Below are 15,814 nucleotides of genomic sequence, written 5' to 3' on the forward strand. Positions count from 1 at the left end.
CGTTGGCTCCGCAGGAAATGCGATAGAGCAGGCACACAGACTTGCCAATAGAAGAAAAAAACGGGCGGAGCTAGTCATCACGCCCCTCCCGGTACGTCAACGTCCTTAACGATCTGGACCACGCTGTAGAGAAGTGCCCAGCGCGTCCAAGGATGCTCGTAGCTACCCATATGGTCGTATCCCTGCTGTTCGAATGCCATTTGTATGCCTTTGGCCGGTTCACCTTTCACCGCAGGATTCAACCCGCGAGCCTGCGCTTGGGACGACCATGCCGGCACCGTGCCATCACCTGGAATGATGCCTGTTTTAATCGCCACTTTTGCCCAATCAGTCTTGTCACTAGCGCTCGGCACCGTGTTCGTCTTTTGAATTGTGAAAGTGACGCTCAGCTTGCGTCGCTCAAGAAATACCCGCACGTCTCCACTCAGCGAGTCGTGCATAAAGGTGGCGGCCTTGAGTTCTGCCTCTGTCACGTCCGACGGCACATCTCCTGTCCCGATTGCCTTCCCCCATGTCAACAGATCCTTCGTCTCCTTGCCTTTCTCGGTGGCTGGCGGGCCCTTATCGCCGGACTCAGGCTTCGTGTCGGACGGCGAGTCGTGACGTGGTCCGCCATTGCCATACGCCACATACGTTTTACTGTGGTAACTATTCTTCAATTGGCTCTGGCGCGTCACGACCTGCAGCATCGTATTACTGAAATTGTCGGATACGGTTTGGTGATGACCCATGCTATCAAGCCGCTTCTTCACAATCCCCGCCGGATCCAACTTCTCCGCCTTCGGCAGCAGACCGTACCACTTTGAATTCATATACAGATCGTTATACGCATCGCCGTTTTTCGGAAACTTCATCATCACCTGTCCGTCCGGACGCGCAAAAATCCACCATGCCTCGCCATTGTCATAGTCGGGCATCGGTAGCAGCTCCAGCGGTCCCGGCGCATTTGCCGTCACCGCAACGAACTCGTCGGCATCGCGACCCATCAGGCTACCGTTGACGAAACCATTGATACCGCCTTCGCTACCGCCTCCCGTCCGAAAACGTTTCGCCGCCAGCGGCGCGCCGGTCGCCGGTTGTGCGCCATGAAACACGCCGTGTATCGAACTCTCGGCACCATGTGAAATCACCGCGAATCGGGCCACCAACCCACCCATCGAGTGCGTCAACACGATCGCCTTGCCCGTATGGTTTTCCTTGCAGATTTCGGTGATACCCATCAGCCGCGTCGTCTTCTTCGTCTTCGGGTCGACGTAGTCAGAGCCGCTGATCACGTCACGTCCAGAATCCTCATTGGACTGCAGCCAGTTATAGCCGATCGCATAGACTCGATACTGAAACTTGATGAAACGCTTGAATTCCGGTGAATCCTCGGTGATCGCCTCGCCTTGCCCGTATGCACCGTATCGCTTCGGATCGGTTCCAAGAATCGGATGGAGCGCCCACTTGTCACCCGTTGGATCAGGCTCACACCATGCTCCCTTCAGTTTGCCGCACAGCATGGGATTATTCAGTTGTTGCTCGAGCCACAGCAGAACCGGTTGATAGCTCGTTCGATAGACTGAACCCCAACCGCGACGTCGCGCCTCATCTCGAGTAAGGAGTTCACTCTCACCAATCGTGGCACCCTGCCCCAGATTGATAATTGGGCCAAGCGGCGTCGCCTCGACGCTGAACGGATCGAACCGTTCTTCACGCGACGATGCACTGCGGAACCACCCGGCGAGGACCGAACCCAGTCCGGCGATCGTCGCTCCAACCGTATCGAGGTTCGGCGCGAAGAATGCCTCGTCGCCAGTGTCCTTGTTGGCGAGTGGCGTGCCCATCACACCCGGTATAAAGATCACTGGGATAATCGGGCGGAGATCGTGGAACGTCTCTTTCGGGCGGGTATCGTCGGCGGGGGTCAAGGTCGCATGCGCATACGAATGACCCTCTGCATCCGGGCGTCCCATCAGGCTTACGACTTGCTGCTCCGCGTCGTCATCGCCAGGAGCCGCGTTAGCTGTGCCCGAACTATGGGGCTGATTTTCGCTCATAGGTCTCGTCGTTTACTGTCGGTTCATTCGGCGACTCATGCGCTGGCCGTGCTGGGCCGTAGCGCTCGAATCACCAGGGATTCGATGTCCTGGCTTTTCTGCTCGGTGGTCTGACCTAGTTCGTTCGTGATACCGCTTAAGCGTGTGCCGTCTGCACGCACGATCTCGTATGGGTGGTTTTTCAGTAAGTCGCCGGTGATTCGGTCACGCAAGATGTACGGATCGTTAAACCTTGGCGTCGGCAAGCTGTTCATATGCTCCGCCACCGAACCAGGCCCCTGCCTGCTGAACGACGCCGATTTAATCGTGCGCACGCCGCGCGTGCCGTCCTCAATACCTTGCGGCGTGATGCGAATGTACGAGCCCCCGCACTTGAGCATCAGCTCGGTTTTCGCGTCGATCTCGATGTTGCCGTTATTGCTCTTGAGCGTTAAGCCGAGTTCGGAAAGTAACCGCAACTGATCGGCAAGCGCCTGAATATCGATGGCGCCTTGGCCCGAAATCAGTTTCATGCCTGCGCGCTGAACGAACACGCTGATCTTGTCGGCGACGCTCGCAACGAGCGATTTGCCGACAGCCCAATACGTGTCCTTGCCGCTGACGAAATTCAGATGATCGTCCGCCACTATCTGCGCCGACGCCTGGGTGACAAAGCCGATGCTCTCCGGACTCGACCCAAGCATGACGGGTTTGGCGAAGCCATTTGCGTTGCCCGTGCCGCCGCCCGCCGTGCTACCGCCGTTCGTTACGCCCGCCTTGCTGTGCTGAGTCGCTTTCGCGAATTGTGCAAGCGCTTCCCTGCCGGGATTCATAGCCTCAGCTCTGGCTGTCGAACTGGCAGCGGAAAGCGACTCGACAAGCAGATCCGCACGCGCCAGGATTTCGCGTGGCTTCGTGGTGTCGAGCGGCTGACCGCCGGCGCCCGTTTGATACGTACTCAGGTAAAGCCCTTCACCCGCATGGACCGCGCCGGCATAATCGGTGCGCAGCGTAAAACCGCTGCCTAAGTACGCGCCTCGCGAGTTGCCGTCCTGCACGATCTGGTATCCGACATGAAGCATGCTCATGCCGTGACTACTCATGATTTGCACGCGGTTCTGGCAGGTGGAATCATCCATCACAAGCCGGTTATAACCGCCGCCACCGCCAAACTCCTTGGACTGATAACCGGAAAGCAACGCGTTCGAATGCCACCGCGGCTTCGCCGCGCCGTTATAGACGCGATGGAGCGCAACGGGCCGGTCGATATCATTCCCGATGTGACCTATCAGTAATTCCTCGCCTGCACGCGGCATATGTACAGCACCATAGCCGTCGCCGGTGTCGGACTGCGCGAGGCGCACCCAGCACGACGCACGTTCGTCCCCTGGATTGAGTCGGTCCCAGATGAAAAGAACCTTCACCCGGTTCAACTCGTCCGTGTAAGCCTCCTGTCCCTTCGGACCGGCCACGATGGCCGATTCCAGTTTCGCCTCCGGCTTGCGATGTTCAAACGGGCTGCGGTACGGCACCGTCGTGCGTTGTGCCTCAATGGAGACGCGATAGAAACCCGTTGAGCCGTCCGCGCAACGCACATTGAACGTTTTATCTGCATCGTCGGCACGCGCCTGTGCGAGCTGGTTGCTCAGACTGTGCGGGTAATTGGCTTCTTGCCCGGAAAGCGGCAGATTGTTCTCGATGGTGCACTCGACCGCGATGGTCGCGAATTCGCGTTGATCCGCAGTGTCCTGATCGTGCTCCGGATGACCGTTCAGCGTAAACCGTCGCCCCGCATCCATCGTCCGCAAGCTACCGACTCCGTCGAACCGCTTCGCTTGCGACTCCCATTCCTCCATGCGAATCTTCGACAGACCGTCGCCGCGATTCTGGTCCGCATACGTATAGCCGCCGGTATATTCGTAGACTTCCGCCTGGGCGGGTAGCGCACCTTGATTGGCCTGCGTCGGAATCGACGTTCCCTTGGGATAGAACGGCGTCGACGGACTCTTGTAGTCGAACGTACGTGTCGACAACATCACGGATTGCAGTGTCCGAGTACCCGACCACTGCGTAAGCGCATCCGCTTCGCTGCCAGTGCCCGCTCGGTAGAAACCGACTGCCGCGGGCGACAGCGGGTCGAACGTTTCCAGGCGGTCGGTGATCACGAGGGTGTGCGATTGACCGTCCGCCGCTTGCCGCCAGCATCCGTATAGCCCTTCGCACTCCAGCAGGCGGTGCACGAAATTCCAGTCGGTCTCGTCCTGCCGGCAGTACGAACGCGAGGGTAGCGGCTTCGCCAATACGAAGCGGTACTTGCCCTGCGCCTGCGGATGCTGGTTGAACACGTCGGCGATGATCTCGTCGCCGCGCTTGTCCTGCCAGTGCCGCTGGTCGCGGCGAAACCTCAGGAAATGCATCCACGAGGAAAAGCCTAGCTGGTAGCCGGTCAGGCTGCCGTCGGCACCCAACCGGCGCGCGGTATGCACATAACCGTGATGCGGTAGATAAGACTCATCGGTCTGCTGTATCCAGAGCGTGACGCTTTGGGCAATGAGCGTTTTGAGTTCGACGTCTCCCGAAGTGGACACACAGTCGATCAGAAACAGAAAATCGCGCCCTATTCGCGAGCGACCCGCAACGCGATGAGGTAATAGAATGCCATTACCTGCCGGCGTATCCAGTTTAATAAGACGGCTTTGCTGTGACAGCCCTCCCGTGAATGCGCCGAACCCTGCTACCCGTGTGACCACGCCGTCCTCTACTCATCCATTTTCTGGCGCGATTCTAGGCATTAAGACATTTGCAAAGCAATAATATATTTATTATGAATTGCAATTTCACAAATTTGCAAACAATTCAATGCAAAACGTATATTAAAAATTCGTTAAACGCAAAAGATATTTGAACAGACCGTCCTGCACGGGCTGCGGCGTTATGTCCCGTTGAACAGAAAAAATCCGGTCGTCTAAAGCAATGAAGAATACGAATCTGCTTTAATACGACCGGATCTTACCTACCCTGCTCAACCCAACGACTACCGCAGCTTCGCCACCTCCTTCTCCGTCACCTGCGCCGCCGCCGGATTACCAAACTGCGTCGTGACGTAATTGGCCAACGCGGCAATTTGCGCATCATTCAACTCCACCGCAAACGCCGGCATCCCAACATCATTACCGAGAGTCTTGCGCTGCACGCCATGCAAAATCACCTGCACCAGGTTACCGGGATTCGATGCGCCCACCGTGGTGTTATGCAACAACGGCGGATAGTACCCATCTGGCGTGCCCTTCCCTTGCGCCTGATGGCAAGTCGCGCAATTGCCAAGGTACAACCGTGCGGGATCGAGCGTACCGTCGCTCATCGCAACACCGCGCAGACGCGTCACGTCGGTGGCCGGCTTGCCCCATGCCCCTCTTGCCTGCCTGCTGCCGTCGCTAACAGCAGGCACCGTACGCACATAAGTGGCGATCGCGTTGATGTCCGCGTCCGTCATCTTCGAGAAGCTGTGCTCCACCGCTTCGCCCATCGGACCGGCGGCTTGCGCGAGACCCGCCACGCTGCCCGTCTGCAGATACTGCACGAGTTGCGCATGGGTCCATCCACCAATCCCGCTATTGGTCGCCGACGTGATGTTGTAGCCGTCCCAACCCGCCAGCACCGAACCGCCGAGAAAATCGCCGCCGGTTTCATCGAGCGCTTTCTCCTGCATCGCGAAGCCGCGCGGCGTGTGGCATGTACTGCAATGCGCGAGGCCTTGCACGAGGTAGGCACCGCGATTCCATTCGACGCTCTGGTTCGATTTCGCCTGATAGGAACCGTTGGTCAGGAACAGCCAGTTCCACGCAGTCAGCGGCCAGCGCATATTGAGCGGCCACGGAATGTCACTCGCACGCGTGGCCTGATTCACCGGCGCGACACCGTAGCGGAAGTAGGCGTACAACGCCTTGACGTCGTCGTCGCTGACCTTCGCATAAGACACATACGGCATGGCCGGATACAGATTGTGGCCATCCTTCGAGACGCCCTTACGCAGCGCGCGATCGAAGTCGTCGAGCGACCACGTGCCGATCCCCGTTTGCGGATCGGGCGTGATATTGCTTGAATAGATCGTGCCGAGCATCGGTACTTTCAGCGGCAAGCCGCCGGCAAACGGCTTGCCCTTCACCGTGCTATGACACGCCATGCAATCGCCGGCCGTCGCCAGATATTCGCCGCGCTGGATCAATGCGCTGTCGTTGCCGCTCACCGACGACGCCGCCTGCACCAACGCGGGCAGAGTCAAAGCACCGGCCAGCAGCCAGAAAAAGGTTTTCTTCAGCACGTTCAAACTTCCTTCTTCAACTGGTCGGCCATGCGTAGCGCCAGCGCCGCGATGCTCAGCGTCACGTTGACGGTGCCCACGGTGGGCATCGTCGCGCTGCTCGAAATAAACAGGTTCGGGTGATCGAACGTGCGGCAATGCTTGTCGACCACCGAATCGCGCGGATCGCTGCCCATGATGGTCGCGCCCGTGATGTGATTGTTCGGCGCGAACTCGTCCTGATACTCGATTTCGGTGCCGCCCAGCACTTTCGCCGCGTTCGCGTAGACCTCGCGCGTATGCACGGCGCCGCGCTTCACGTAATCGTCGATGCGATACGTGATCTCCGGACGCGCAATACCGATCGCGTCCGTTTCCGTGCGACTCGGCACGATGCGGTTTTCCGGCGCGGGCAGGATTTCGTGGAAGCAGTCGAACTCGACGAAACGCGCCGCGCGGTCGCGAATTTGCGCGTCCAGCTCGGCCGGTTTGATCAACTTGCCTTGCTTGAAAATCTTCTGCGTTTCCTGATCGATACGCGACAGGTTCGACAGATGGATTTTCTTCGCGGCTTCGGTCGCGCGGAATGCGCCGTCGCGGAAGCCGATCAGCGAGGTCATTTCCTGCGGGCCACGGCCCGGCCACAGTTTTTCGTCGGCGTAGAACGTCACGCCGGTGCCGGGGTGGTCCATCAGATTGCGGCCCACCATATCCGAGCTATTGCCCACGCCGTTCGGGAAATCGTGGCTGGTGGACATCAGCATGATCTTCGGCGTTTCAATGCCGTTCGCGGCCAGCACGAAATACTTGCCTTCCACACGATGCTCGTTGCCCCGCGGATCTTTATACAACGCCGCGACGATCCGCTTGTCCGCCCCCACTTCGAGCTTGTAGACGACCGCGTTGTCGATCAGTTTCGCGCCGGCCTGCTCCGCTTTCTCGACGTGGACGATACCGTTGTACATCGCACCGATCGGACAGATCGGCATGCAATTGTTGTTGCCGCAACAGGTCGGACGGCCGTCGTACGGACGGCTATTGCGCGCCACCGGCTCGGTCACCACGTGGTAACGCGAGTCGAACGCGTTGAGCTTGCCCTTGATGGTCTGCTCGTTGTACGACAGCGGCAGCGGCGCCATCGGATAGGGCTGGCTGCGCGGCGAACCGAGTTCTTCGTCCGCCGGGCCCCACACGCCGAGTTCTTCTTCGGCGCGCTGATAGTACGGCTCCAGTTCCTCGTACTCCATCGGCCAGTCGCGGCCCACGCCGTACACGGTCTTCATGCGGAAATCGTTCGGCATGAAGCGCCACGCGGACGCCGCCCAGTGCCACGTCGTGCCGCCCACCGCGCGAATGTACTGCGAGTTGAATTTGTGCTCGCCCTTCAGGATCAGATAATTGTTGGGCGGACCGTATTCCGGATGCGGCGCCCATTGACTCGACGGATACGGCGCCGAGTTATCCGACTTGTCGAACTGATTGCGAAAACGTTCGACGATTTCCCAGCGCGGCATGCGCGGCCCGGCTTCGAGCAGGATCACGGACTTGCCCGCCAGCGCCATCTGATGCGCGACGATCCCGCCCGCGACGCCCGAACCGACCACGACGACATCGGCCTGCTGGGTGTCAGGTTGCGTTTGATTGTGTGAATCGGCCATGCTCAGGCTTGCCTTTCGATCGGTTTGGCAGCCCAGAAACCGGGCTTGTTAGGGCAGTACGAACGAATGATCAGCGTGTCGGAGACCACGTCGTACATTAGCGCCTGTTCATAGGTGACCACGCTCGTGTCGACGGTGCCGAGATACCAGGCTTCGAGAATCTTTAGCGCCAGCGCCTGCTGCGACGCGTCGGCGGAACCGGCGGCGAGCGCGCCGGCCAGCTTCGGCAACTGCTGCGCGAAATCGGCTGACGACTTCCGCAACGCGGCCAGCAGGCGCGCGCCGACGTCGCGATTCAGCGTGGCTCGGGCGGTGAGCGATTGCGACAGACTCATGAATGCGTCGATGGGCGCGGCGGACGTGTCGTCGGCGAGCGCCTTGAGCGTGAGCGAGCCGGTCAGGCCCGCGGCGGTCAACGCGAGCGCGCCCTGAAGCCAGCGCCGACGCGTCATGCCCGGCGCTTCACCGCGCGCGGCCAAGGCTGTCCCGTCGCGGGACTCGCCGTGAGGTTCGTGTGGAGTCAATTGTTGTATCCCTTGTGAGGCGTTTTTTTAATGCTTATCGCGGGCGATATGCGGGCGATGTGCGGACAATGCGGGTAGTGCGGTCGACAAACGCCGTTCGCACACAGCACGTTCCATGCCGCCAGCCACGCCGCGTCAGAACTGATGCAGCATCCCGACATAAGCGCCGGTCTGCGATTCGCCGACCAGCGGACTCGTGTTGCTGGTCGAGTCGCGCGGCGACGCTTCGAGCGAAAAATTCGAATTGCCGCCATTGCGCACGTAACCCACCGTGCCATACAGGAAGGTGCGCTTGGTCAGGTTGTAGGTGGTGCCGAGCAGGTACATCATCGCGTGGCCGGACGGGTCGTGCGCGGCGTCGCCGCTGCCGTCGCCGACCTTCACGTAGTAGCCGCCCGCCGTCACCGCCCAGCGCGGCTGGAAGTTGTAGGTCGCGCCGAGCCAGTAGTGATCCGCGCTGTCGGCGACACCGACCGGCGAGTCCGGCGCCGAGTAATGCGTATAGGCGCCCTGAATCTTCACCGCCTCGAAATGCACGTTGGCGCCTACGAAATATTCGCGCGACGCCTGGAAGATATTGCTGAAGCGGCCGTTGCTGTCGCGCAGTTCGTCGTAGATGCCGCGCACGTCGAACAGCGTCGAGTGGTATGTCAGCATGATGCCGTCGGAGCGGCCGAACTCGCCGTTCGCGCCGCTGTTGAACGAGCCCGGCTGATTGCCGAACGAGTATTGCCCCTGCACGTCGAAGCCCCCGAACACCGGACTGTGATATTCGACGTTGTTGCTGGTCTGTTGCCAGTTGCGCCCGCGCACCAGAGACGCTGACGAAAACGCCTGCTGCACGAAAGGATCGAATTCCCACACACCGTCGCTATCGATAAACAGATTGCGGCCTGCCTGCAGCGTGCCCCACTCTTCGCTCTTCAAGCCGACGAACGCGCGCCGCGACCACAGACGTCCGCCACTGGTCGTGCCGTTCGTCACCTGCAAGCCGGTTTCGAGGTTGAAGATCGCATTCAGGCCACCGCCCAGATCTTCATTGCCTTTGAGGCCGAGCATGCTGGTGCCCCAATCGCCGCCCTCCGCGCTCCAACGGCTCGAACTGCCGCCCGCGGCATTGTTGATGTGATTCAGGTATTCCAGACCCGCGTCGAGGCGGCCATATAACGACACACTCGTTTGACCGTAGGCCAGTGGACTGGCCGCTACCGCGAGGGCCGCCATTAAGTTCTTTGCAGGAAGTCTCATTGTTTTGCCGAGAGTTGTTTTATATCGCGAGGGAGGGCAAAGCCAGATGCGGATGATTCGAAACTACTCGCCGAGGCGTCGGCGGTGCTCATGCTGCGACTGCCGGACAGCGCTGGTTTAAAGCGGGATTCGAAAACGTCGATGGATGGAACGATGGACAGATGTTGCAAAACTACATGCTGCGCGCCCGAACTATAGGGGATACCCGGCCGATAGCCTATCCGTTTGACGCAATAAACTTTTGCGGACAGCGGACTCGACATTGAGTGAGCAACCGAAAGGGCGATCGAAAGCTGCTCAAGATAAGATAGGTGCTCATTACGTCCGCGCCAAATAGAAACGCATTAACCGTTACCGATCCTTTACCTTTTGCCATGAATGCGCCCGAACTGACCGAAGACGAATACCTTGGCCTTTACCAACGCGCGACGGAGAACGGCGCTGAATGGTGGCGCGTGAGCGTCGCCGACCGCCCGGAAAACTATCGGCTCGAACATGGCACGGACCACGGCGACCGCACCGGCGCGGTCGATATCGATCTGGTGGTCGACGCGGAAAATCTGCGCGCCAAGCTGAAGAAGTGGCGCCGTGAAGGCTTCGCAATCGATACCGACAACGTCGACGCCGAACACGACACAGCCGAACGAATCGCCTTCATGCCCGCCTTGCGGCGCGCCGCCGCGCTCACGGCGGCGGCGAAACAGCGGCACATGGAAGGCGCGGCCGAGAGCGTGCGCATCGGTCATGTCGACGTGCCTTGCGGCATGGACAGCCCGCTGGTACCGCGCATCAATCCCGCCTATCTGTTTTCCGAACGCTTCAACGACATCGTCGAAGATATCGTCGAGAACCGCCGCGTCATGCTGATCGGCCACACCGGCGCCGGCAAGACCAGCCTGATCGAACAGGTCGCGGCGCGCGCAAGGCATGGCGTGTTGCGCTCGAACATGAACGGGCAAACCACGGTCGGCGATTTCGTCGGCTTCTGGACGGTCAAGGGCGGCGAAACCTTATGGGTCGACGGCGTGCTGCCCACGGCGATGCGTGAGGGCCTGTGGCTGATCGTCGACGAAATCGACTTTGCCGAACCGTCCATTCTCGCCGCGCTCACCGCCGTGCTCGAACCGCACGGCCGCCTCGTGCTCAAGGAGAAAGGCAACGAGATCGTGGCGCCGCATCCGGCGTTCCGCCTCTTCGCCACCGCGAACGCGGTCGGCGCGATGAGCCAGTTCCGGCATCTGTATCAGGGCGCCAATCTGATGAACGAGGCGTTTCTCGATCGTTGGCGCGTGTATCTGCTCGACTATCTGTCGCCCGCTGAAGAAGCCGACGTGCTGATCCGCACCCTCGCCCCGCAGATGACACGCTCGCTCGCCGTCACGCTCGCCGCGATCGCCGCCGACTGCCGCGCGGCGTTCGCGCGCGAGGATCTGTCGAGCGCGTTTTCGACGCGGCGTCTGCTCGACTGGGCCGAACTGATGCTGCGCACCGGCGACCCCGAACGCGCGGCCGGACCGGCCATCTATGCGAAGGTCAGTCCGGAAGACGCCGCGTTGATTCGCGGCATCATCCGCCATCACATCGCGCCGGCTGCCTGAACGTGGGCACGATGCACGCCACCCGCGACACCCGCGGCTTCACGTTCGAATCCACGCTCAGCAAGGTCGCCCGCGTGCTGACGGGACAATACGGCGTGACGGTCGCATTCAGTCCGGACGGGCCGCGCGTCGAACCCGGCCGGATCGTGATTCCCGATTACGAGCTGGACGGCGGCATCGAACGGGATGTGCTGATCGGTTATCTGGATCTGCTGGTGGCGCGCGCCAAGCATGCGTCGCTCGCCGAGCTCGACGCGTTGCCGGCCGGTATCGAAGCGAAACTCGCGCAAGTGATCGACGACCGTCGCGTGTGCGGTGAATTACTCGACGAATATCCGGGCGCACGCTGGTTCATCGGCAAACTGCGCGTGCATGCCGCCGAACGGGTGCGGCAACGCTGGCCGAAGCTGCATTGGCGCGACCGACTGGTCTGGCTGGTGGAGCGCACGCTGTGGGACGAGTCGCCGACGCGAACCGAAGCGGTTCATTCGCTGCTGGCCGCGTTGCACGCGTCGCAAGATCTGCTGCTCGAAGCACGCGCCAGCCGCTCGACCGCGCGGAGCATCGCGACGGCGCGAGCGCTGCTGGCGCGCGTGCGCGCGTTGTCGGCGGGTGACGTCAACAGCATGGTCTTCACCGCCGACCCGGTCGAAGACATCGACACGGAAACGGCCGCGAGCTCGTCCGCGCCGCTCGACGACGAAGACGACACCGTGCTGCCCGATCACGACAGCGCGAATTCACCGCCGTCGGATCGCAGCGGCGGCGCTCAGGCGGAGAACGCGGTCGGCATGGGCCAATCGCCCGGCGGCGCGCAAGTACCCTCGACGAATAGCGAAGGCGAAGCCGGCGCTGCCGTGGCCAACCGCGTGCGCTCACCACTCTCCATTCCGTTCGCCACCGAATTCGACGAGATCGCCGACCTCACCGGCCTGGGCGACAGCGCGGCATGGCGTGAACTGCGCGCGCAAGCCCGCGCGGACACCGCGCCGCTGAAGGAAAAACTCGAACGTGCGCTGAGCGCCGACGAACGCACGCGCTGGCGCCGCGAGCAGGAGCGCGGCGAGATCGACCGTACCGCGCTTGCCAAACTCGCCACGTCGCCCGGTTATCGCACGCCGTTTCGCACGCAGCGGGCGCACAAGGGGCGCGACGTGGCGGTGACGTTGCTGATCGACCGCAGCGGCTCGATGGCTGGACGGAAGATCGAACTCGCGCGCCAATGCGCGACCGCGTTGTGCGATGCGCTGACGCAGTTGTCGTTCGATTGCGAGGTGCTGGGTTATTGCTCGGTCGAATCGGAGCCGATGCGGCGGCTTTATCAGCGGCAGCTTACGGCAGGTGCGGACTTGCGGCGCTATAACCGCTTCGTCGAGCGGCTCGATCTGCAAGTCTACAAACGCTTCGGCGCGACGGATCTGAGCGGCATTGCGCGGATCGACTGCGGACACGAGAACCCGGACGGCGAAGCGCTCGCCTGGGCGGCGACGCGTCTGGCGGATCACCAGGCCGGCCGGCGCATTCTGATCGTGTTCTCCGACGGTTATCCCTCAACCGGCGACGGCGACCCGCAGGTGCTGCGCAGCGATCTGCGCGAACGCGTGGCGGCAATCGGCCAGCGCGGTATCGAACTGGTGGGGATCGGCGTGCTGACCGACGCCGTGGAGGATTTCTATCCGCACAACGTGGTGGTGAGCCGTCTCGCGGAATTACCGTCGACGGTGTTTTCGGTGCTGAGCACGATGCTGCTGAAGCGCTAGCGCTGCGCTACGCCCACCCACTCAGAACGCGTTCAGCGGAATCTTCAGATAGCGCACGCCGTTCGCCTCCGGCTCCGGCAGCGCGCCCGCACGGATATTGATCTGGATCGCCGGCAGGATCAGCGTCGGCATGCCGAGCGTGCGGTCGCGCGCGGTGCGCAGCGCAACGAACGCGGCCTCGCTCACGCCGTCGCGCAAATGGATATTGTCGCGGCGTTGTTCGGCCACCGTGGTCTGCCAGCGCGGCTCGCGCGATGGCGGCGGATAGTCGTGGCACATGCACAGCCGGGTTTCCGGCGGCAGCGCCAGCAATGCGCGCGCGGACGCGTACAGCGTGCCCGCATCGCCGCCCGGAAAATCGCAGCGCGCCGACCCGAGGTCCGGCATGAACAGCGTATCGCCGACAAACACCGCGTCGCCGATCCGGTACGCCATGTCCGCAGGCGTATGACCCGGCACATGCAGCGCCTCGCCACGCAATTCGCCGATGCCGAAGGTCTCGCCCGGTGCGAACAGATGATCGAACTGGCGGCCGTCGGTACGCATCTCGTCGGCCAGATTGAAAATGCGCTTGAACGCGCCCTGCACGCCGCGAATGTCGGCGCCGATCGCGATCCTGCCGCCCAGCGCGTCCTTCAGATACGGCGCCGCCGAAACGTGATCGGCATGCGCATGCGTTTCCAGCAACCATTCGACCTGCAACCCATGAGCCTTGACGAAGTCCACCACGCGTTCCGCCGACGTCGTGGACGTATGCCCGGACTTCGGGTCGTAGTCGAGCACCGGGTCGATTACCGCGCAGGCCGAGCCTTCGCCGGCGAACACGACATAGGTGAACGTGCCGGTCGTCGTGTCGTAGAAGGCTTCGATCAAAGGGCTCATGCCCTGCTCCATGCTGCTCATGCGACTTTCCCCGCTCCTGTGGTTCACGCCAGTTTCACGCCAGTTGCGGCTTGAACGGATACTGTTCGATCGTGCCGCCGCGCGCCACGATCGCCGTGCTTTCGGGAATCTCCTCCCACCAGCCCGGCAGGTCGGCCAACGGTTCCGACAGCACCATAAACGCGTCGTCGCCGGCCGCCGTGATGCGCGAATCGTCCGGATACAACTCGTGCAGATGATGAAACGACGTGCTGTGAAACAGCGAACGCGACGCCCCTTCGCTCGAATAGCGCACCGCGACGATCTGCTCGCCATCGGTCGCGCACACCGTCATGTTCAGCGGTTCGTCGACACCGTGCTGGCGGCCGGTGGCCTCGACGAAACCCACCATGCGTTCGAGCGCGGTAACCGGCGCGAGTTCGAGGCCGAAGGTCAACGCCAGGAAGAACATCACTTCGGAATCGGTCGAGCCTTCGATCGACGGAAACAGCCCGGGATCGATCGCCAGCATCAGGTCGCGCCGAACGGCGGGATAGTTGCGCACGAGACCGTTGTGCGCGAACAGCCAACGGCCGTAACGGAACGGGTGACAGTTGGTTTCCTGCGACGGTGTGTCGGTCGCCGCCCGGATATGCGCGACGAACAGCGGCGCGCGAATTGCCCGAGCGGCTTCGCGCAGATTGCGGTCGCTCCACGCGGGCTGAATGCAGCGGTAACGAAACGGAATGTCGGTCGGATGGCCGTACCAGCCGATGCCGAAGCCGTCGCCGTTCGTGGTGGTCTGGCCGAGCCGCGAATGCAGGCTCTGATCGATCAGCGAATGTTTCGCGTTGAACAGCACCGTTTCGAGTTGAAGCGGGTTGCCGGTATAAGCAAGCCAGCGGCACATTGGGTTCTCTCCTACTTGATCTACTTGACCACCGGCTGCAACGTCGCGATCGGAATCAGGAACTCGGAAAAGCCGGTCAACATGATCTGCACGCCAATACACAACAGCAGAAACGACGAGACCCGCATGGCGACCTTGGTGCCTTCCACGCCGAGGTACCTGGCGAAAATCACCGCGCGGCTGTACACCAGATAGACGGTGAGCGCCACCAGCAGCGAGATAACCACCGACGCCACGCTCGACAGCACGAACGCCGACAGCTTGTGCGTGCGATTCGCCGTCAGCGCGATCGCCGTGGCGATCGAGCCCGGCCCGGTGGTCAGTGGAATGGTGAGCGGGAAAAACGCCTTCGACATGGCGTTGTCCGCGTCGACGCGTTTGACGGCCGGTTGTTCGGCCGGCTGGGTGTCGGGCGCGTTGAGCATCTGCCAGCCGCCGACCGCGACGGCGAGGCCGCCGCCAATGCGCAGCGCCTGCATCGAGATGCCGAAGAAATGCAGAATCGGTGTGCCGATAAAGAATGCCACCAGCAGCACGCAGATCACGTTGATGGCAATCTTGCGGGCGAGCGCGGTGCGCTCCTCGGTGGTCAACGACGCAGTCCGGTCAAGGAAGACGAATGCAATGCCGATCGGGTTGATGATGCTGATCAGCCCGGTGAAGCCAAACAGAATGTCCGAGATCAGACTTTCGACCATATGTGTTTTCCGTGATGAACGACTGCTCGCGTCGCGTGACCGGGATGATATCGCGCCGCGCCAGCCAACACCGCGAAAAGTGCGCGAACGGCACGCCTGCCTCAGCTTCGCCGCGCCGGGCGCCGCGCATTGCAGCGCAGCAAGCCGCGCGCAAAACACGCAAAAAAGATGCACGCGCAACTTTCGGAAAGCCTACACTTTTTTGACTTACTTTACGTACCCAAAGCATCAGGCATAAA

General features: G+C 61.5%; 11 protein-coding genes. 2 read left to right on the top strand and 9 right to left on the bottom strand.

Annotation, left to right across the window (positions count from 1 at the left end; genetic code table 11):
- Window positions 1–77: 77 nt before the first annotated feature.
- From B0G83_RS20090 to B0G83_RS20115, 6 genes are all read right to left on the bottom strand, one after another.
- Window positions 78–2,039, bottom strand: coding sequence for a triacylglycerol lipase (locus B0G83_RS20090; RefSeq protein ID WP_105509138.1), 1,962 nt, complete (start codon window positions 2,037–2,039; stop codon window positions 78–80).
- 35 nt (window positions 2,040–2,074) lie between these two features.
- On the bottom strand, window positions 2,075–4,768 hold the full coding sequence (locus tag B0G83_RS20095; RefSeq protein WP_105509139.1) for a type VI secretion system Vgr family protein: 2,694 nt from the start codon (window positions 4,766–4,768) through the stop codon (window positions 2,075–2,077).
- 284 nt (window positions 4,769–5,052) lie between these two features.
- The gene (locus tag B0G83_RS20100) at window positions 5,053–6,339 is read right to left on the bottom strand and encodes a cytochrome c (protein WP_105509140.1); all 1,287 of its coding nucleotides are present in this window, start codon (window positions 6,337–6,339) and stop codon (window positions 5,053–5,055) included.
- A 2-nt stretch (window positions 6,340–6,341) separates the two neighbouring features.
- Window positions 6,342–7,976 (bottom strand): GMC family oxidoreductase, encoded by a 1,635-nt coding sequence (locus B0G83_RS20105; RefSeq protein ID WP_105509141.1) that lies wholly within the window; start codon window positions 7,974–7,976, stop codon window positions 6,342–6,344.
- A gap of 2 nt (window positions 7,977–7,978) precedes the next feature.
- A complete protein-coding gene (locus tag B0G83_RS20110) occupies window positions 7,979–8,428 on the bottom strand; it encodes a sugar dehydrogenase complex small subunit (protein WP_105509257.1) in 450 nt (149 codons plus the stop codon).
- A gap of 207 nt (window positions 8,429–8,635) precedes the next feature.
- Entirely contained in the window at window positions 8,636–9,724 is a 1,089-nt protein-coding gene (locus tag B0G83_RS20115; protein ID WP_374954931.1) for a porin, read from the bottom strand.
- 398 nt (window positions 9,725–10,122) lie between these two features.
- Here B0G83_RS20115 and B0G83_RS20120 point away from each other — a divergent pair, with 398 nt between their 5' ends.
- Together B0G83_RS20120 and B0G83_RS20125 are read left to right on the top strand one after the other, a co-directional pair.
- Window positions 10,123–11,346, top strand: coding sequence for an AAA family ATPase (locus B0G83_RS20120; protein ID WP_105509143.1), 1,224 nt, complete (start codon window positions 10,123–10,125; stop codon window positions 11,344–11,346).
- A gap of 11 nt (window positions 11,347–11,357) precedes the next feature.
- Window positions 11,358–13,106, top strand: a complete 1,749-nt coding sequence (locus B0G83_RS20125; protein WP_105509258.1) for a VWA domain-containing protein — start codon at window positions 11,358–11,360, stop codon at window positions 13,104–13,106.
- A gap of 21 nt (window positions 13,107–13,127) precedes the next feature.
- Here B0G83_RS20125 and B0G83_RS20130 read toward each other — a convergent pair whose 3' ends face one another.
- The 3 genes from B0G83_RS20130 to B0G83_RS20140 are packed head-to-tail and all read right to left on the bottom strand — an operon-like array spanning window position 13,128 to window position 15,575.
- Window positions 13,128–13,988, bottom strand: coding sequence for an MBL fold metallo-hydrolase (locus B0G83_RS20130; protein WP_105509259.1), 861 nt, complete (start codon window positions 13,986–13,988; stop codon window positions 13,128–13,130).
- A gap of 55 nt (window positions 13,989–14,043) precedes the next feature.
- On the bottom strand, window positions 14,044–14,877 hold the full coding sequence (locus tag B0G83_RS20135; RefSeq protein WP_105509144.1) for a class II glutamine amidotransferase: 834 nt from the start codon (window positions 14,875–14,877) through the stop codon (window positions 14,044–14,046).
- 20 nt (window positions 14,878–14,897) lie between these two features.
- The gene (locus B0G83_RS20140; protein WP_105509145.1) at window positions 14,898–15,575 is read right to left on the bottom strand and encodes a MarC family protein; all 678 of its coding nucleotides are present in this window, start codon (window positions 15,573–15,575) and stop codon (window positions 14,898–14,900) included.
- Window positions 15,576–15,814: the final 239 nt, after the last annotated feature.

Origin of the sequence: Paraburkholderia sp. BL21I4N1 (assembly GCF_002973525.1) — a bacterium.
Taxonomy (GTDB): Bacteria; Pseudomonadota; Gammaproteobacteria; order Burkholderiales; family Burkholderiaceae; genus Paraburkholderia.